Raw genomic sequence first — 17,158 nt, forward strand, 5'->3', positions numbered from 1 at the left:
CCAACACAATCAGGAAAAAGTGATGGCATAAAGAGGAGTCCCTCTTTTATTTTTTAAAACTGTATACTTTTGAGCATTTCAAGTTGATTAAGTGCTTAAAATTATGGGGTTTTGACACCATAATCATAGTATACTAAATTGATTGTCAAACCTTAATTTATGCACCTCCCAGTCTGTTGTATAAACTAAATAGTTACCTGTTCTAAAGTATAGTCAGGCTTTTTTGAAAAACAGCTAAGTACTCATATTTTCAAGCTCTTTATGACATCATGAGCTTCATGCATGACCTCTTCGACGATATCTTTAGCAGGTTTGATTTCAGTGATCAAGCCAGCGATTTGACCAGTCATTAAGGATCCAGTCTCGATGTTCCCGTCAATAACTGCTCTTTTATATGATCCAATAGTCAGCTCATCCAGATTGGCTTCTTGTGTTTCAGAAAATTCTAAGTCTACGTACTTTTCGAGCATTTCATTTTTCAGGCTCCTGATAGCATCACCTTTTTTACGACCCGTTACAATAGTTGATGTATCCGTAGCTTTCAGCAATGCCGATTTGATTCCTGGAGGGATCGCACACTCTTCACTGGCAAGAAAACGAGTCCCCATCTGCACACCGTCAGCGCCTAATGCTAAGGCAGCAGCAAGTCCCCGGCCATCTGCTATTCCTCCGGCAGCAATTACAGGCACGTTTACATGACTTACCACTTGAGGAATCAAAGTCATGGTAGAAGATTCACCAATATAGCCGCCTGATTCGGAGCCTTCGGCAATAATGGCATCTACACCGATTCTCTCCATTTCCATCGCTTTTTGAACGGTATGCACTACTGGTATCACCTTGATACAGTTTTCTTTTAGCCAGTCCATATATATTACTGGTGACCCGGCGCTTACAGTTATTATTCTGATATTTTCCTCGATAATGACTTTAATTTGCTGATCTCTATTTTTCGATAACATCATGATATTGACTGCAATTGGTTTTGAGGTCAACGTTCTGGTCAACCTAATCTCTTCTCTCAGTTCTTCCGCTTCCAGATTGATAGAAGAAAGTACGCCAAGGCCTCCAGATTCTGAAACCGCTGCCACTATTTTGTGCGTAGAAATCAATGCCATTACGCCTTTCAGAATAGGATACTGGATATCAAGCAATTCAGTGATCGACAATAGTCCACCTCCTTTTTTGATTGTACTTTGATCAAAACCCTAATCTGATAACATCTCTGGCTATGACTACTTCCTCATTTGTTGGTATGACGGCAACTTTTACAGCTGAATTTTCTGTTTCCAGAAATGATTCGTTGTTTTTATTTTTCCAGTCATCGATTTGAAGATTTAGAAAAGCTAACCGTCTACAGACTAATGAGCGTACCATAGAGGAGTTTTCCCCCACACCCGCTGTAAACACTAGAGCATCTATCCCCCCCAGCTGAGACACGTAAGCAGAAACGGTATCTGCTATACGATTGGCATACATATTTAAAGCCAGCTGCGCACGTTTATTATTGTTTTCTGCAGCGGATTCAATATCACGCAGATCATTTGATATACCGGAAACGCCTAGTAAACCAGATGATTTATTTAGGATATCGAGCATTTCTTTTGCACTCAAGTCTTCTTTTTCCTCCAGATACGGGATGATTGATGGATCGATATCTCCGCTTCTTGTCCCCATCATCAAGCCAGCCAACGGGGTAAAGCCCATGGATGTGTTGACAGATCGGCCGTTCGAATCAATCGCACACACACTTGCTCCGTTCCCCAGATGACAAGTGACCACTCTAAATTCACCGCTCCCTTTATTCAACGTATTGAGCAAGGTCTCATAAACATATTTGTGGCTGGTCCCATGAAAACCATACTTTCGAATTGTGTGTTTCTCATAATAGTCATATGGTATGGGGTACATGTAATATTCCGGTCTAATAGTATGATGGAAGGCTGTATCGAAGACTGCCACAGACACTGTATCAGGGAGCTTATTCTGAAAGGCTTTTATGCCTATTATATTAACAGGATTATGTGACGGTGCCAAATGATTTAAACTCTCGATGGTCTGCAGTGTAGAGTCATTAATGACTGCTGAGTCTTTGAATCCTTCTCCTCCATGAGCGACTCTGTGACCAATCCCATCGATTTCTTTTAAAGATTCTATGATCCCTTCAGCAACCAGTACTTTCAGTAAATGATCAACTGCTTCCTGATGGTTATGCAAAGGCACTACTTCATGCTTTTTAACTGTATTGTATTTTAAAGTGAATTCTGCTTCAGATGATCCGATTCTTTCAAAAATACCCTTTGTAATCACAATCTCTGTGGGCATTTCAAGAAGCTGAAATTTCAATGAGGAGCTTCCGGCATTGACAGCAAATATTTTTCTGTTCATAGAATACCTTCTTTGTATGTTTTAGTCGAGGGTCATGTGGCTGATCGCTTATTCCTGTCAGTTAAAGAAAAAGCGAACGCTAACAACTGATCGATCTACATAATGGCTTTGTAAATCTCCTTTAGATCCTGATCTGCCGGTTCGACTGGATTGGATTTAAAAGTAAAATCATTTCTTGCATTTCTGACCACTTCCTCTAAATACTCTCTGGATGCTGTTTCTTCTATTCCATAATCCGTTAGAGACAGTGGACAATCCAGCTGATTGGCCAGTTGCTCAATACAGCGAGCTAACTCTTCGACCAGTATGTCGTCAGACCTTTTACCCATATCAGGATTCAATCGTCTCATGACACGAGCATACTTCATTCTCGCTGTCTCACTTTTAGCATTGAACTTTACTACATGAGGCAACAGCATAGTATTAATCAACCCATGCGGGACATGCAGTTTCCCGCCAACCTGATGAGCGAGGGCATGAGAGATGCCTAATCCTGCCAGATTGAAAGCCATGCCTGCCAGACAGGAAGCTTCATGCATCAGCATCCTGCTTTTTACGTCATGTCCATCTTTATAGCACTGGACTAATTCTTCAAAGATAATCTCGATTGCTTTTTCCGCCAGTGCATCCGTATACGTATCAGCACATTGTGCGACCAGTGCTTCCAAAGCATGCGTGAGAACGTCCATTCCGCTGTAAGCGGTGATTGCAGGAGGAGATGAGAGCACTAATGCAGGTGTCAGGATAGCTTCATCCGGAAGCATGCTGTCATCTACTAAAGGGTATTTAATATTCTTTTTGTTATCTGTTATGACAGATACGCTCGTCACTTCTGATCCAGTTCCGCTGGTCGTTGGAATGACTACGAATTTCTCTATTGAGACAGAAGAAAGTCTTTCTGAAAAATAGATGACACCCTTAGTCAGATCAATAGCTGAACCGCCTCCTATGGCTAGGACAACTTCGGGCTTGAACCCTTCCATTTCCTCCATGCACTGAACAATTTCGGTAATGGGAGGATCCGGAGTCACTTTAGAGTAAACATGCAGCTCATTATTTTCCTCGACCAGTAAAGTAATGAGCTTCATAAACAAATCAGAACCTTTAAGAAATGGATCACACACTATGAAAATCGACTTGTTCTTCAGACTTTCCAACCTGTCCAGACTATCGATTCCCGCATAAACTTTTGTAGACAAACTCCATACATTCATACCTTTTCCTCGCTTCCTATTTCAAAGAAAACCCACTTGAGATAGCCATCCTTCTTTTTCTGGCAAAATGACGGGCAGTTGTTGTCCCTTCACCTGTCGGAGTTGCCACAGTAAACGTAGTAGGCCCCTCACCGAATGCTCCCAGACCCGCGAAGGAGGGACCATTCACGACAAATAACGATGTGTTCATCTTTTTGGCTACCTGATTGATTCTTGTGAGATTCTGCGAATGCATTGTCGCAGTATGCTTGAGATTCTGCTCGATCTTATAGACTGTTTCCATTGCTTCTTCAAAGTCACCGACTGTAATGACTGGCACTATAGGCATAAGCATTTCTTTCATCACGAATGGATGGTTCCTATCTGTTTTCATGATGATCAGTCTTGGTGATCCCTTATAAGGCAAATCAGCATCGTCCAGTATAACGCTGGCATCTTTTCCGATATACTTTTTGTTTGGTCCATTTTCAGTCAGTGTCATATCAAGTAATTTCTGAATGTCTCTTTTCTCTTTTACACTATATGCCCCTGCTGCTTCCATACTATCGATCAATTTGGACGCAACAGACTCTACAACTACAATACTTTTTTCTGCAGTACATAGGATGTTGTTGTCAAAGCTCGCTCCCCATACGATGTCACTACCTGCCTTAGTAATGTCTGCTGTTTCGTCCACTAAAGCTGGGGGGTTCCCTGCTCCTGCGCCAATAGTCTTTTTACCGCTTCTTAACGCCTGTCTGACCACACCGGGCCCTCCGGTGACAACTAAAATTGCAATATCCGGATGTTCCATCATTTCCTGAGCGGCTTCAATTGACGGTTCCTCAATGGTAACGATGAGATTATTGATTCCCGTTACATTACAGGCAATCTCGTTTAATTTACTGATCAGCCAGCAGGAGCTTTTTTTTGCTCCAGGATGCACGCTAAAAAATATACTGTTTCCTGCTGCCAGCATGCCGATAGCATTGTTGATGATTGTAGAAGGCGGATTTGTACTCGGAGTAACGGCTCCGATCACACCATATGGGGTAAGCTCATATAACATCATCCCATTTGCGCCAGTTATCGTTTCACTCTCAAGATCTTCTGTTCCTGGCGTTTTGTCCAATGACAAGTTGATTTTAGTTATCTTATCCTCTATTCTTCCCATACCCGTTTCCTCGACTGTTTTTTGCGCAATCTCTTCCACACAAGGTCTCAGTTCCAGCCGTATGGTCTCAATCAATCGCTTGCGTGTGTCCAGCGAACAACTGGCATAGGACAGTTGGGCATGTTTAGCAGCCGTAACAGCTGAATCGACATCCTTGAAAATCCCATTTCCTTTTGAAGATCTGTTCCTGCTCTGCCCTAAAGAATCATTTTGCTTGATTTCTTTGACGATACTTCGGATCAATGTTTCCAATTCTTTATTATTCTCCATTAAAAAAACCATCCCTCTCTTAACCTATACCTGCTTCTGCAATAATGAGGTCTTCTTCTACAGATCCACCACTGACACCAATGGCTCCGATAATTTTGTTATTGGAGTAAATAGGCAAGCCTCCACCGAATGAGACGATTTTACCCTCCATATTACTTTCCAACTGGTATAAATCTGCTCCAGGCTGCGTGATATGTTTCAACTGGTGAGTAGGTGACTTCATTGCAACTGCTGTATAGGCCTTTTTAACTGCCAGATCAAGACTAACCAGCAAGGCCTCTTCCATACGAAGTTCAGCAACCAGTCTCCCCGACTCATCTACTACAGCTATCGTTACTGGAACGCCTAATTCCATGGCCTTGCTTACTGATTTATCGATCATGGCGCTTGCCTGGCAAAAAATACTTTTAGTATCAGCGACTGCTTCTTGAGAAGGCTGTTTAACTGCCTTTTCATATTGTACTGACACTTCTCTGATGATTTTTTCCAAATGATCATCTTCATCTTCTGTGCGTGCAAGGATATAAAGACAGTCAGACAGACGATTCAGATACATAACCAGTTCAGAGCGGATAGTTTCTGTCTGTCCCAAATGAATCAGTTCCCGTTCTGCCCTTCTGCAGACAGTACGCGCTACGTGTAACTGGGCAGCTGAAACGCATTTCCCCGGTAGTACAAAGCTAGTTACTTTGGGCAGTTCTTTTGAAAATTTGTCTATGACTTGTTCTAAGAATTCAATGTGATCTTTTTTTATGATATCGCTTTTATTTTCGAGTTTATGCATATTGGTTGTTGCGATTTCTGCGGACACTAGAAATATTTTTTTCTGAATTTCTATTAGAATATCTCTGCTTTCCGTTCTGTTCACCATCTTTTCTGCCAGACTGACAAATGAGTTTAACTCGTCCATAGTGCCATACGTATTGACACGGTAAGAATATTTTTTTACTCTGGACCCATCAAACAGACTCGTTTCACCTTTGTCTCCGGTCTTAGTGTAGATCCCCATGATTTCACCTCACTTTTCAATACTGTCTATTATCCCGATGATCGAGTTGTCCACCGCATCTGCACCGGAAGAAAAGACTTTTCTGGCAGCTGCTCCTTTTGTAAGAAGCACATACTCCCCAATTCCAGCCCCGACTGTGTCAACAGCTACTTCTTCCCGATCCGTTTCACTCGAGTCACTATTGATGATCCGTACGATCATAAGCTTTTTACCAACCAGAGATTCATCTTTCTGTGTTGACACCAAACTGCCGATAACTTTACCGATCTGCATGCAATCAGAACCTTTCAATAACCTTGATTTGTTTTTTTTCTCTTACTTCGTCTGCTAAAGCCGTAATCATTTGAGTCTTTGTTCTAATCAATATGGATCTATCAGTAAAGTTCATCATATGCTGATAGGTGATAGCCTTCTGAGGACACATATTGATTCTTTGATTTTTTTCATTATACAGCTCTATAGGCCAGTTCAAGATCTCAAGTGGTATGAGCTGGTACATCGAAGAAGATAAATGAAAATGAAAATCGATTCCAAACTGTAAGCCCTCCAGAACCCAACAAATAAAGTGCTCTTCTTCCAAGTTCAGTAGTTTATGGAGGATCATTACGTTCACTCCATCAATATGAATGACCTGATTTTTCAAGAAATCCGCAGTAGAATAATGATTCTCATTCCTGAAATCATAAGTCAGCACACTATTTTCCCGTTCTTTCAGTAAATTAATGACCTGGCTTACTATATCATTCATTAATCTACCTCTTTTCCGCAACTCATTGCAATTCCTATAGGCGTAACAAATTGTGGATGATCTGTCTTTAGAACAGGTTTCCCTAAATAATCAGAAAAAGTATCTGCAAAATCAGAAAAATTCGAGGCGCCACCGACAAGGTATATCGGAAAATCAGAGCTATGGTCCTCAATCTGCAAGGCCTTCTGTGTGATATCAGCCATTTTCTCTACTACAGGTCGTATCACCATGAAATTCTCTTTTTCTCTGCTCTTTTTACGCTTCAATTTCTCGGCTTCTTCAAACGGGATGCCATTATATCCTGCCAGCACAAGTGTCATATGAGTCCCACCAGTCGGTTCGTCGAATACATTTTGGACTTCTCCGTTTTTAAAAGTGCTGATACCTGTTGTTCCGCCTCCTACATCAACTACTGCACCATTCCTGATGTTAAGGAGGCGGGAAGCAGCAGTCGGTTCGTCTACTATGTTCTCCACTTCCATATCAGCGCTTTCAATGACGTTTTTGACAACTGATTTATTTTTCCCGATAGTTCCCGGCGGAACGGCTCCAGCGGCTTTTGTCAATGAAATACCCAGCACCTTTTCAGCCTCTGTTTTGAGAGCCCTGACAATTTCTACAGAGCGGATATAATCTACTACCAGACCATCACGTATGACGTTAGCATACTCAAACGAGCCATAGACTGGCTGGTTCTCTTCATCAAGTACGACAAGCACAATAGAAGAGGTTCCGAGATCGATCCCAGTTTTGATGTCTTCTGATTTGTCAAAATGATTGGATTTTCCTGTATTGACAATCTCATTAAATTTATTCAATACCTGATTCGCCAGTTCGAGCTCCTGCATCTAACCACCTCCTGCTTAACTTCCTTATATGATTCTGCATTTTGTAGATGGAGAGACATTTGCCGCATTCGCTTCGTCTGTATCAATATGCATTTCCAGAACAAAAGCTTTGTGAGGTCTGACTACGACATCTTCGAAGATCGTTTTACGTTGTGGTGTGTCCACTTCCACCTTGACCAGATCTCCTTTTTCGACATTGAAGATTTTTGCATCCTCTTCACTCATGTGGATATGACGCTTAGCTACAATGCATCCCTTGATAGAAAGGATGCCCTCTTTGGTCTTTAAGGTCACTTCAGCAGCCTCGCTTAAATCACCTGAGAGACTTATCGGAGCATTGATTCCTAAGGTGAACGAATCGGTCTTGGATATTTCTATCTGACTGAAAGACCTCAGGGGTGCCAGCAGACGAACATTAGGAATCTCTCCTTTAGGACCAACAAGAGTCACAGTCTGCTCTGCTGCATACTCACCCGGCTGCTTAAGCTCTTTTTTCTTCTTAACAGATTCGTCAGGAAATAATTTGTCAAAGTCCTCTTGAGTCAGGTGAATATGACGATTGGAAATCCCGATGGGGATCTCAGGTTTTGTCATTTCGTTTATGACTTCTCTCACCAGATGTTTTAAATGTTCTCTATCCATTTACATCATGCTTATTGGAGATGATCTTTTCTACATCATTATGTGGTCGAGGGATCACATGGGTCGATACCAGTTCCCCTACGCTTCGGGCAGCTGCGGCTCCAGCATCAGTTGCTGCTTTGACAGCTCCGACGTCTCCTCTTACCATGACGGTTACCAATCCTGATCCGATTTTCTCATACCCTTCCAGGCTGACATTCGCTGCCTTTACCATGGCGTCGGCAGCTTCGATCGCTGCCACCAGCCCTTTTGTTTCGATCATACCTAGTGCATTATTCATTTCCTCCACCCTCTCTGAATAGTGATACGTTAGTCTACTTATTAGGCAGAATCTTTTCCACGTCATTATGTGGTCGAGGGATTACATGAATCGATACCAGTTCTCCTACGCTTTGTGCTGCTGCAGCTCCTGCGTCTGTTGCTGCTTTGACAGCTCCGACGTCTCCTCTTACCATGACGGTTACCAGCCCTGATCCGATTTTTTCATACCCTTCCAAGCTGACATTCGCTGCCTTCACCATCGCATCGGCAGCTTCGATTGCTGCCACCAGTCCTTTTGTTTCGACCATACCTAAAGCGTTGTTCATTCTTCTTCATCTCCCTAGTTTGATTTATCACTCACGTTTTTCTGTTCGTCCTTGCTTGTAGCTTCCTTTACTTCCTCAGCTGCTTTACTACTGGAAACTGTTCTTTTAGTTTTAGGTTTCTGCCTACTGGAAGCTCTAGGTTTAGTGATGTTTTTTTTCACTACTTCATCACTGGATGCTCTTTCTTTTTTGTTCCCATTGTCAGGCTCTGCAGTCTGCTCTGGTTCTGCTTTTACACTCGTTTTTTCAAGTGTATTTTTTTTATCATCCTTCTTTTCTTCGGATCCTTCATTTTTGACAGTCTGCTCTGATTCTTCGTTTTCTGGTTTAGACCTGTCTTCTGAAGTGTCCGATGAATCTTCCGGCTGTTTTGTTTTAAAGAATGGCTCTTTTATCCCTTCAGCAGGTCTTGGAATGACTATTGAAGAAACAAAAGCATCAGACTCTTTTGCTTTAGCAGTACCTGAATCTACAGAAGCTTTTACAGCTCCGACATTTCCACATACTTTGATTGTCATCCAGCCGGAACCATTAGCCTTTTCGATCCCTAGCAGTTCGACTGATGCAACTTTCAACATGATATCTGCAACATTGACAGCTGATGCCAGCCCCCTTACTTCTATTAAACCGATTGCGTCGTTCAAAATGACACCTCCAAATCTACATCTACTTTAAAAATATTTCCTTTTACTAACCTAGCCGCATTGCTCCCCAAGGTTCGCTTTGATTCTGGAGACTTAGATCGATAATCTGAAACTTTAAAGAGGAACTTCTCCGGTTTCAGAATCTTCTGATGAACGACAACTTCCTTATCGGAACACCCGATTCCAACGGAGAGTTTCGATTTTAAAGCTGCAGCATATGCTGCTTCTACTGCAGGTATATTATCATTTCTGATAATTGAATAAGGGATTCCCTCTTCTTCGATCCCGAACAGAACCTCGTTTAATTCTTCTTCATCTACTGTCTTTTGAAGACTGATGATGATTTCCGGTCTTTGAGTTTCTACAGTCGACATAATTCACTTCCTTTCATTCAGGTAGGAAAGTATCAGACCTGTGGCAACAGCATTTCGCGGCCCTTCTTCACCGCGGATGTTTCCTCTTCCGGCAACTAATGCATGCTTGGACAGAGCGTCTGTGACCAGCTGGGGGATCTCGAAATCCAGAGCAGACCCTCCTACTATTACAACAAATGGAATATCTCTTATATTCCCAGTAGGGCTTACTTTTGTCAGCGCACGTATAGTATTTGTTACGAAGACACGTTCTTTAGCTGTTTGTCTGACAAGTCTTATTTTTTCGATCGATTCTTCTAAAGGAACAGGCAGCAACCCATCTGGTTTTACGATGACCACTCTCGCAAAGAGATTGGGGGACAGCGGTTCGTTGAAAAACTGAACACTTCCATCTTCATGACGAATATGAAAGACACTCTCCACCTTTGCCAATGGATATTTCTTGATATCTTCTGCAAGATAGTTATCCTCAAGTCCTAGTTCCGAATCGATAATCATTGTCACCATGTCCCCTGCTCCAGCTAAATGATTTGATACGATTTTCCCCTGATTATCAATGATCGAAGCATCTGTCGAACCGGCACCTAAATCCAGGATAGCTAGAGGCGTATCGGTTCCAGGCGTAGTAATAGCTCCCAGGATAGCTGATTCTGCCTCAGCTCCTCCGATTTCAACAGGGACATTGTACTTTTTCTCGATTTCTTTCGCTATAATGGACATTTGCAGATGGTCGGATTTGACCATAGATGCAATTCCAACTGCCTGTTCCATTGAATACTCGCCAGCAAGTCCGCCTCTGACATCTAAAGGGACAAATGTATCGACAGCCAGTAAATCCTGAATGTAAACATCCGACATTTCCTTATCTGTCAGATCTGCCATAGTTGCTCTCACTTTCTCAAGCATCCCGCCGACGTTAGTTCCTGATTCACCAATCACATTATCGATGTGATCCAAAGAGGATACAAGAGACATGATTCTTTCGGAACCATCTGAAACATCAACTGTATGAATTCTGCTATTTTCATAAATACTGATCGTTCCAGCTGGAATCGTTCTGGCCTGGACATCCCCTTTAGGTGTTTTGATGACAACTGCTGAACGATTTCCTATCAGTGCTCTTGCGATAGGAACAATATTCTTTGTGTCTTCCGGCGAAAGATTGAATACTGTTGCAATACCATAGGGATTAGATAGTTGAGATATCACTTTCCCCTGCTCTACGACTTCAACCGCTGCCAGCATACCCATCGGCACTTTATCAATGAATGAAACTTCGTCTACTATAGGAATTTGCTTGTTCAGACGATTATTTACCAGCACGCCATCATCTGCCTGAAGAACTGCTCCAACGATGCTGTACCCCTTTTGAACGTAAGCATTGATCAATTGTGCAACTAAAGAAAAGTCTACAGCTTTAGGTACGACCACTATATAATTTTTATCTTCGATAGGATTATTCACTAATTCCAGGATAGAGACAGTCTCTCCGATTCCGAGACCTATCCCTCCTGGTGTTTTTGGATTGTGTCCTATCATGGTGGATTCAGTAATGATCGTCTCTGTAATGTTTTCCATCGCTACATCTCCGATAACCGGAGTGGCTTCATTGATGCGTATCAAATCGATCTCTTTGATTGTCAAATCTGCCTTTTTCAACAAACTATTCAAGGAGTCATAGATTCCATGTAAGTTTTTCCTTGTTCCTTTTATACCTGTGGTATTGGCAATGGAGGAACTCAGAAAATTGACGGTCCCCGTTGGTGTCACTTCTGCTAAAGCAGCTTCAGTTGAAGAATTCCCAATATCCACACCAACTATCCTCTGCATAGACTTCTCTCCCCTTAACCGTTAGTTGTCACCTTTAAGTTTCTTGCGTTTCTCGTAATTATCGGCTGCTTCACGAATGAAATTCGCTGTCACTTTCGCATCATATTTTGATTCGAGTTCCTGTGCAATATCCATCAGATCCTGTTTAGTCGCACGGTAAGGACGCAGCATATTGTAAATCTCCAGAACTCGCTCGTCCGGTACGGTAGTCAGCTCTGATGCTCTTGAGAAGTTATTTGTAATTGCCGGACGTCCCGCACTTTTAGCAATATCCCCCTGCGCTTTCAGGATATCTGCAGTTATTCGGACATCTTGTGGCTGGATACTCCCATTCATAACGTTTTCCAGAGTAATATCTTTAAACGTTTTGCCGGTTGATGTTTTTACCCATTCCGGATGTTTCTGGGCGATCGGGTAGTCTTTTACAGTGACATTTCCAAAACCTGATTGGTTGGCTGACCCTGACTGGCTAGTGGATGATGAAACTGTTGTAGTTGTATTCCCACTATTCATATCTTCCAGGATTTTTCTAACCATGTTTTCAACTTCTGTAGTCATAATTTCACTTCCTTATATATTTATAGTAAATTCTTGTGGTTTAATCCCTTTTCTTATTTCTTTGGTCTCTTTGATATGCAGTAAAGCAGACAATGCCTGGTACCTCGGACGAGCCATCTGGTCATTGAGTGTCTCCACTGGTGTAGGGGATTCACCTTTTGCGTATTTAGCTGCATTTTTTCCGATCGCCCGGTATGTTTCCAAAGTTAACAGCGGTGCCTGCGGGAAAAGTTCCAGGTTCGACAGCGGCTGCAGTTCCCGCTGGTGGATAACTGCTGTTCCTTTGGACTGCAATCCAATGGCTATTCCGGATCCTGACAAATGGTCTCCCTCTACCGAAGCGAATGCAACATCGGATGTTTTGAAGACCTTGATCAGTCGGGCTGTCAACCCTTCCTCTTCTATGCCGGCAACGATCTGTCTGATGATTTCTTTGTGAGGCACACCAACGATATTAGTTGTCTGAGAGGCCGCAAAAGCGGGAGCAACGGCAATGACCACTTCATCTTTAGATGTGCCGGATTTAGCATCCCCAATATTTTTCAACCAGTTTTCTTCTTTAGCAGGTGTCGATTTTGAAGAAGTAGATGATGCGTCTGTTTCACCCTGTTTGAAAGACACTTTATCACTGCTGTCTCCCATTTCACGAATGACCTCTTCAATAATAGTTCGTAGTAAATGTTCATTAATTTCTGTCATGTTTATCCCTCCTCCTAAATATCTCTAGGGTCGATTGCATTTCTAATATTCTTGATTTTCTCCCATTCTTCTCCCTCTAAACGATATCCTGTACCAGGTCCGGCATAGTCATTAGGCGTATTGACAGCTGAGAAGACATTCCAGTCTTTATCAAATATTGCTGCAGTCTGCAGGAAGTCGCCTGCTGTACGCTGTTTCAACTGGTTCAGTACATTTTCCGCCACATCTTTGAAGTTGTTTTCAGCCAGCCCTTTTATAATATCCAAGCCTGTAATTCCTCTATTAAGGATGTCTGACGCACCTTTTAAATCTTCAACGACATTACGGTGAGGCATATCTTTGGTTCCATGTGCATAAGTAGCCGCTTCGATTTCTTCCTCTGTTATGGCTGGAAGGCCCAGATAGTCGAAGACTGCTTGAATGGCTCTTGCTGCTTTGTTTCTAACCCGTACCACGTCTTCTTCTGTAACAGGACGCAATCCTCCATCTACCTTCAAATCCCGCTGAATAACATTATAATCATCAAAATCTTCAGCATCTGTGTTTGATCCGGCGAACATATTATCATAGTTCGGTGTAGCAGAATATCCAGAAGAAATAAAGTCAGTACCCGGTAAGAACTGCATCATCAAACGTGCAGTGCGTCGCATATCGGAGTGAGAGAATGTCTGGTCATTTCCTGAAGCATTCTCCAGATCCATCATAGCCGTTATCAGATTTTCGCCAAGTACAGCTCGGATACCTGAAGGAACAGCAGCAGGAATCCCGATACAACTGATGGAACCATTCTGCAGACCCTGTACACCAGCAGCCCTAGTCAGGAAGATACATCTTGCTTCCAGATAAAGCATGGATTTCCCCTCTGCGAATCCCATCTGTACTTCAGATCCAGTTCCGGAAGTAAAGCGCATCTTGATGCCACGAGAGGCGTATGCGGAAGCCAGGAATCCTTTAGACCATGGGGTGTCATCTCCATCAGTAAAGACATCTTCTGTCCCGTAAACTGAGATGGTTTCTGCATATGCAGTGAACCCACGCATACCTAAGTTCAACTCCGTCGCTTCTTCAGAAGCGCATTGTGTCATCGTTCCAGGTTTCCCTACATTTGAACCGATCATGACACTAATGGCATTCAAGGGAGCGTAACGGGCAACTGCAGTAGTTGTTTCCTGCTCATCAAAGCCCCTAAAAGCTCCTTCAGCTGCATCAGCTGCAAGCAGAACCGGATTGTCACGTACATTAGTAATGTGTGCCTGCGTTGCCGGTTTTTTCCTGGATCTCATTTTCTGAACTGCCATCATCATTTCAACTACGTTCATATAGCTGACCACTTCACATACCTTCGCAGGTGTCATTGCTGATGTAAGGTCGATCAGTTCCGCACGCGAGATGTTTGGATTGACAAGTTTATTAGCCAGTTCCTGTGAATCCATTTTGACGACCTTTTCAGCATTATCTTTGTTGATGCCGTATGCTGCAATGAAACTATCGATCAGATCGAAATCTTCTTTGCGTTTTCCATCCAGCTCCACGATCTCTCCGTTTTCAACACGGACACTTGGTTTAGGATCCTGTGGACTGTTCATGGCGATAAATCCTTCTTCGATCCACTCTTTGACAAAACCGTCTTTGTTGACCGGCTTGTTCGCTAGAACTTCAAATCGTTTTGACTTCATATTTACTACCTCCTGTTAAATATATGATGAAGCACTACTGGTAGGTTCATCTCCTAGACTGGAAAGCATTTTCTTGCCAATTTCTCTCGCTGAGATAACAGCCTGACGAACAGCTCCGGAATCTCCTGTGATCTGTAAAATCGCTTCGTTGGAGTGGCTGGTTCCTCCATTACCTGGTGAGCCGTAGCCCACGACCTCAACGTTGGCAGATTTCACTGCTGCATCGGCCATCACTACGCCTATTGCTGCTGGTGCCCCAACAATCAATCCAAACGACTTCCCAACTGGTGCCCCGAATGCTTTATTGATAGCATAGCTGGCTCGAGCTGTGTATTGTAATTCCAGATGCCCAGCATCGTTGGCATAGACATCTCCGAATGTTCTTTCCACTTCCTGAAGGGTCACTTCAACAGCCCGTTTAACGTCAGATACATCTTCTCCACCAAAAATGATCAGAGAACCATGACCCGCACCGCCTTTAGTATCCCGAGGCAGTTCGATCAGTACGATTTCAGTATTAGTCGCCTTAACCGCTTCATCAGCAGCCATGATATGAGGTCCGGCCCCTGTCCTTGCTCCGATGATACCGATAGATCTGTATGATTTCTCCAATTTCATGGCATCCAGTAACTGGGAATCTACATTGGCAATAACCAGACCGATTGTATCCCCAGTTTTTGTTGCTCCAATATATTCTGTTAAACCGCTTGCATTGTTCACCATAGTTAAATCTCCTTTCGAGAAAGTCTTCTGCTCCCCATTGTTATCTATTTTGTCCATTACTTTACTTAAAATGCTGTTTATCAACTCGTTCTGATTGCTCATTTGTCATCATCACCTTTGACAGGTAGAATTTTCTCAACATCTGTATGTGGTCTTGGAATAACATAGCTTGATACTACCGTTCCGACTCTTTCGGCAGCTGTTATTCCAGCATCGACAGCTGCTTTTACAGCCCCCACATCACCCCTAACCATGATCGTGACCAGACCAGAACCGATTTTCTCGTTTCCGATCAAAGTGACGTTGGCAGCTTTGACCATTGCGTCTGCTGCTTCGATCGAGCCTATCAACCCTTTTGTTTCGATCATTCCTAATGCTTCCTGCGACATATTGCGCCTCCTTTATCTATTTTTGTGAGCTTTTCTTATCAAGCATCACATTGGTCTATCAGTTTTATCCTGTTGCTTTTCCTGTGCTTTATCTGCCCTCCAATCAAAAAGCAAAGATGCTTAAAAAATGACTCTGTGAGCCATTTTTTAAGCATCTTTGCTTTTACCACAAGTTACGTCACTTGCTGTATTTTTAGTTTTAAACACCTAGTAATATAATGTCAGCTATCTCAACCATAGAAGTACGCTTCTGCATACTCAGTTTCTGTATAAAGCGATAGGCTTCAGGCTCACTTAACTGCTGCTCCTCCATGAGAAAGCCTTTAGCTTTTTCAATTACTTTTCTTTCCACTAATTTCTTGTTAGCTTTGTACACTTCCTTTTCAAGCTGTTCAATTACAGATGTCTGCTCACTACCCAGGTATAAGGTCGCGTGCAAGGCCTCCTTCTGTATAGGTTTTGATAGCCAGCCAATCGTTTTTCTGCTTCTGATCTTTTCAAGGTTTTCTTTAGTGATTTCTGAATCATCGTCACACAGAAAAATGACTCCTTTTACATTGTTCTCTGCAATCACTTTCCTTCCGGCTGTTATTCCACTTAACACTGGAAGAGTTGAATTGATTATCAGTATATCTGGTTTTTCTATCTTACATAGTTCAAGAGCTGCAAAACCGTCTTTTCCAACTCCGCTTATTTTGTAATCTTCTCCATTAAGTAAGGTCTTGATTGTTTCAATAGTTGCTAAGTCTCCGTCGACTATCACAATTTTTTGCATTTTGTCACACCTCTCACCGATGTTTACAAAACTATTATTAGCATGTTTCTTGTTAAGTCCGAGTGATCCTCACGTCTGATGTTCCCAGTATTTTCCCTAAACTTGCTAGCACATCTGCCAGTGCAGCTTCAACAGCCCCAACTGCACCCGTAAATACTACTGACCCACTGAACCGATCAACAAATCCTATTTGGATATCAGCTGCCTTAGTCGCAATGTCTGCTGCTATAATCGATGCTTCGCTGGGAGTGATCGTCAATATCCCGATGGCATCATTGCTTTTGGCCGGCAATCCTAACTTACTGTACAAATGCCTGTCAGGATTTGCAATGACATGGGCTAATGTGACCTGTTTCCCTGGAACATATTCCTGAATCATTCTTTGCTTATCATTCACAACAACACCTTATTTCCTGAAATTTATTTTTCAAAATAAAGATGTAATGACTTTCTTGAGACTATTATAACAACAAATAAAGCGTTGTCAATAAATAATGTAAACAAAGTATGTGTCAAGACTTTGGCGGAAACTTTTTTTCTAGAGATGGTAACTCTTCAATTTTAATATTAAAATGGCTCATTCTGTGTGTTTCATTACCCAAACATTTTCTTCAGTTGTCCCATTGGACTT

Annotated in this window: 21 protein-coding genes; all 21 read right to left on the reverse strand. The window is 42.4% G+C overall.

Going from position 1 to position 17,158, the window contains the following annotated elements:
- Positions 1-242 precede the first annotated feature (242 nt).
- The 21 genes from ACYQ2O_RS06020 to eutS all read right to left on the reverse strand — a co-directional run bounded on the left by ACYQ2O_RS06020 (position 243) and on the right by eutS (position 16,924).
- Positions 243-1,169 (reverse strand): nitronate monooxygenase, encoded by a 927-nt coding sequence (locus ACYQ2O_RS06020; RefSeq protein WP_459796192.1) that lies wholly within the window; start codon positions 1,167-1,169, stop codon positions 243-245.
- A gap of 31 nt (positions 1,170-1,200) precedes the next feature.
- Positions 1,201-2,388, reverse strand: coding sequence for an acetate/propionate family kinase (locus ACYQ2O_RS06025; RefSeq protein WP_459796193.1), 1,188 nt, complete (start codon positions 2,386-2,388; stop codon positions 1,201-1,203).
- Between the two features lie 95 nt (positions 2,389-2,483).
- Positions 2,484-3,602, reverse strand: coding sequence for a 1-propanol dehydrogenase PduQ (locus ACYQ2O_RS06030; RefSeq protein ID WP_459796195.1), 1,119 nt, complete (start codon positions 3,600-3,602; stop codon positions 2,484-2,486).
- A 16-nt stretch (positions 3,603-3,618) separates the two neighbouring features.
- Positions 3,619-5,025, reverse strand: coding sequence for an aldehyde dehydrogenase family protein (locus ACYQ2O_RS06035; RefSeq protein ID WP_459796197.1), 1,407 nt, complete (start codon positions 5,023-5,025; stop codon positions 3,619-3,621).
- Between the two features lie 19 nt (positions 5,026-5,044).
- On the reverse strand, positions 5,045-6,034 hold the full coding sequence (locus tag ACYQ2O_RS06040) for a cob(I)yrinic acid a,c-diamide adenosyltransferase (protein ID WP_459796198.1): 990 nt from the start codon (positions 6,032-6,034) through the stop codon (positions 5,045-5,047).
- Positions 6,035-6,043: 9 nt separating this feature from the next.
- On the reverse strand, positions 6,044-6,307 hold the full coding sequence (locus ACYQ2O_RS06045) for a EutN/CcmL family microcompartment protein (RefSeq protein ID WP_459796200.1): 264 nt from the start codon (positions 6,305-6,307) through the stop codon (positions 6,044-6,046).
- 4 nt (positions 6,308-6,311) lie between these two features.
- Positions 6,312-6,782, reverse strand: a complete 471-nt coding sequence (pduM, locus tag ACYQ2O_RS06050; RefSeq protein WP_459796201.1) for a PduM family microcompartment protein — start codon at positions 6,780-6,782, stop codon at positions 6,312-6,314.
- Entirely contained in the window at positions 6,782-7,630 is an 849-nt protein-coding gene (gene eutJ / locus ACYQ2O_RS06055; protein WP_459796202.1) for an ethanolamine utilization protein EutJ, read from the reverse strand. The genes pduM and eutJ overlap by 1 nt, the downstream gene beginning before the upstream one ends.
- Positions 7,631-7,654: 24 nt before the next feature.
- Positions 7,655-8,272, reverse strand: a complete 618-nt coding sequence (locus ACYQ2O_RS06060; protein ID WP_459796204.1) for a phosphate propanoyltransferase — start codon at positions 8,270-8,272, stop codon at positions 7,655-7,657.
- Positions 8,265-8,552, reverse strand: a complete 288-nt coding sequence (locus ACYQ2O_RS06065) for a BMC domain-containing protein (RefSeq protein ID WP_459796205.1) — start codon at positions 8,550-8,552, stop codon at positions 8,265-8,267. Before ACYQ2O_RS06065 ends, ACYQ2O_RS06060 begins: the two co-directional genes overlap by 8 nt.
- Positions 8,553-8,586: 34 nt before the next feature.
- Positions 8,587-8,859, reverse strand: a complete 273-nt coding sequence (eutM, locus tag ACYQ2O_RS06070) for an ethanolamine utilization microcompartment protein EutM (RefSeq protein ID WP_459796207.1) — start codon at positions 8,857-8,859, stop codon at positions 8,587-8,589.
- 14 nt (positions 8,860-8,873) lie between these two features.
- Complete coding sequence (locus tag ACYQ2O_RS06075) at positions 8,874-9,503, reverse strand: BMC domain-containing protein (protein ID WP_459796208.1); 630 nt, start codon at positions 9,501-9,503, stop codon at positions 8,874-8,876.
- Positions 9,500-9,877, reverse strand: a complete 378-nt coding sequence (locus ACYQ2O_RS06080) for a glycerol dehydratase reactivase beta/small subunit family protein (protein ID WP_459796209.1) — start codon at positions 9,875-9,877, stop codon at positions 9,500-9,502. Before ACYQ2O_RS06080 ends, ACYQ2O_RS06075 begins: the two co-directional genes overlap by 4 nt.
- 3 nt (positions 9,878-9,880) lie before the next feature.
- Positions 9,881-11,707 (reverse strand): diol dehydratase reactivase subunit alpha, encoded by a 1,827-nt coding sequence (locus ACYQ2O_RS06085; RefSeq protein ID WP_459796210.1) that lies wholly within the window; start codon positions 11,705-11,707, stop codon positions 9,881-9,883.
- 21 nt (positions 11,708-11,728) lie between these two features.
- Complete coding sequence (locus ACYQ2O_RS06090; RefSeq protein WP_459796211.1) at positions 11,729-12,265, reverse strand: diol dehydratase small subunit; 537 nt, start codon at positions 12,263-12,265, stop codon at positions 11,729-11,731.
- A gap of 12 nt (positions 12,266-12,277) precedes the next feature.
- Entirely contained in the window at positions 12,278-12,964 is a 687-nt protein-coding gene (locus ACYQ2O_RS06095) for a propanediol/glycerol family dehydratase medium subunit (RefSeq protein ID WP_459796212.1), read from the reverse strand.
- A 14-nt stretch (positions 12,965-12,978) separates the two neighbouring features.
- Positions 12,979-14,640, reverse strand: a complete 1,662-nt coding sequence (locus tag ACYQ2O_RS06100) for a propanediol/glycerol family dehydratase large subunit (protein ID WP_459796213.1) — start codon at positions 14,638-14,640, stop codon at positions 12,979-12,981.
- 15 nt (positions 14,641-14,655) lie between these two features.
- On the reverse strand, positions 14,656-15,465 hold the full coding sequence (gene pduB, locus ACYQ2O_RS06105) for a propanediol utilization microcompartment protein PduB (protein ID WP_459796214.1): 810 nt from the start codon (positions 15,463-15,465) through the stop codon (positions 14,656-14,658).
- Entirely contained in the window at positions 15,462-15,752 is a 291-nt protein-coding gene (locus ACYQ2O_RS06110) for a BMC domain-containing protein (RefSeq protein WP_346023843.1), read from the reverse strand. The genes pduB and ACYQ2O_RS06110 overlap by 4 nt, the downstream gene beginning before the upstream one ends.
- A gap of 199 nt (positions 15,753-15,951) precedes the next feature.
- Complete coding sequence (locus ACYQ2O_RS06115; RefSeq protein WP_459796216.1) at positions 15,952-16,527, reverse strand: ANTAR domain-containing response regulator; 576 nt, start codon at positions 16,525-16,527, stop codon at positions 15,952-15,954.
- A 52-nt stretch (positions 16,528-16,579) separates the two neighbouring features.
- Positions 16,580-16,924: an ethanolamine utilization microcompartment protein EutS gene (gene eutS, locus ACYQ2O_RS06120; RefSeq protein ID WP_459796217.1), complete on the reverse strand. Its 345-nt coding sequence runs from the start codon at positions 16,922-16,924 to the stop codon at positions 16,580-16,582.
- Positions 16,925-17,158: the final 234 nt, after the last annotated feature.

This window comes from Alkalibacterium sp. m-11, from assembly GCF_054658155.1.

Excerpts from the sequence above, each read along its gene's own strand:
- ACYQ2O_RS06095 (WP_459796212.1), bottom strand. The coding sequence starts at position 12,964 with ATGACAGAAATTAATGAACATTTACTACGAACTATTATTGAAGAGGTC.
- ACYQ2O_RS06065 (WP_459796205.1), bottom strand. The coding sequence starts at position 8,552 with ATGAATAATGCACTAGGTATGATCGAAACAAAAGGGCTGGTGGCAGCG.
- ACYQ2O_RS06025 (WP_459796193.1), bottom strand. The coding sequence starts at position 2,388 with ATGAACAGAAAAATATTTGCTGTCAATGCCGGAAGCTCCTCATTGAAA.
- ACYQ2O_RS06035 (WP_459796197.1), bottom strand. The coding sequence starts at position 5,025 with ATGGAGAATAATAAAGAATTGGAAACATTGATCCGAAGTATCGTCAAA.
- ACYQ2O_RS06040 (WP_459796198.1), bottom strand. The coding sequence starts at position 6,034 with ATGGGGATCTACACTAAGACCGGAGACAAAGGTGAAACGAGTCTGTTT.
- ACYQ2O_RS06045 (WP_459796200.1), bottom strand. The coding sequence starts at position 6,307 with ATGCAGATCGGTAAAGTTATCGGCAGTTTGGTGTCAACACAGAAAGAT.
- ACYQ2O_RS06090 (WP_459796211.1), bottom strand. The coding sequence starts at position 12,265 with ATGACTACAGAAGTTGAAAACATGGTTAGAAAAATCCTGGAAGATATG.
- ACYQ2O_RS06060 (WP_459796204.1), bottom strand. The coding sequence starts at position 8,272 with ATGGATAGAGAACATTTAAAACATCTGGTGAGAGAAGTCATAAACGAA.
- eutM (WP_459796207.1), bottom strand. The coding sequence starts at position 8,859 with ATGAACAACGCTTTAGGTATGGTCGAAACAAAAGGACTGGTGGCAGCA.
- eutJ (WP_459796202.1), bottom strand. The coding sequence starts at position 7,630 with ATGCAGGAGCTCGAACTGGCGAATCAGGTATTGAATAAATTTAATGAG.
- ACYQ2O_RS06080 (WP_459796209.1), bottom strand. The coding sequence starts at position 9,877 with ATGTCGACTGTAGAAACTCAAAGACCGGAAATCATCATCAGTCTTCAA.
- ACYQ2O_RS06085 (WP_459796210.1), bottom strand. The coding sequence starts at position 11,707 with ATGCAGAGGATAGTTGGTGTGGATATTGGGAATTCTTCAACTGAAGCT.
- ACYQ2O_RS06115 (WP_459796216.1), bottom strand. The coding sequence starts at position 16,527 with ATGCAAAAAATTGTGATAGTCGACGGAGACTTAGCAACTATTGAAACA.
- ACYQ2O_RS06030 (WP_459796195.1), bottom strand. The coding sequence starts at position 3,602 with ATGAATGTATGGAGTTTGTCTACAAAAGTTTATGCGGGAATCGATAGT.
- pduB (WP_459796214.1), bottom strand. The coding sequence starts at position 15,465 with ATGAGCAATCAGAACGAGTTGATAAACAGCATTTTAAGTAAAGTAATG.
- ACYQ2O_RS06110 (WP_346023843.1), bottom strand. The coding sequence starts at position 15,752 with ATGTCGCAGGAAGCATTAGGAATGATCGAAACAAAAGGGTTGATAGGC.
- pduM (WP_459796201.1), bottom strand. The coding sequence starts at position 6,782 with ATGAATGATATAGTAAGCCAGGTCATTAATTTACTGAAAGAACGGGAA.
- ACYQ2O_RS06100 (WP_459796213.1), bottom strand. The coding sequence starts at position 14,640 with ATGAAGTCAAAACGATTTGAAGTTCTAGCGAACAAGCCGGTCAACAAA.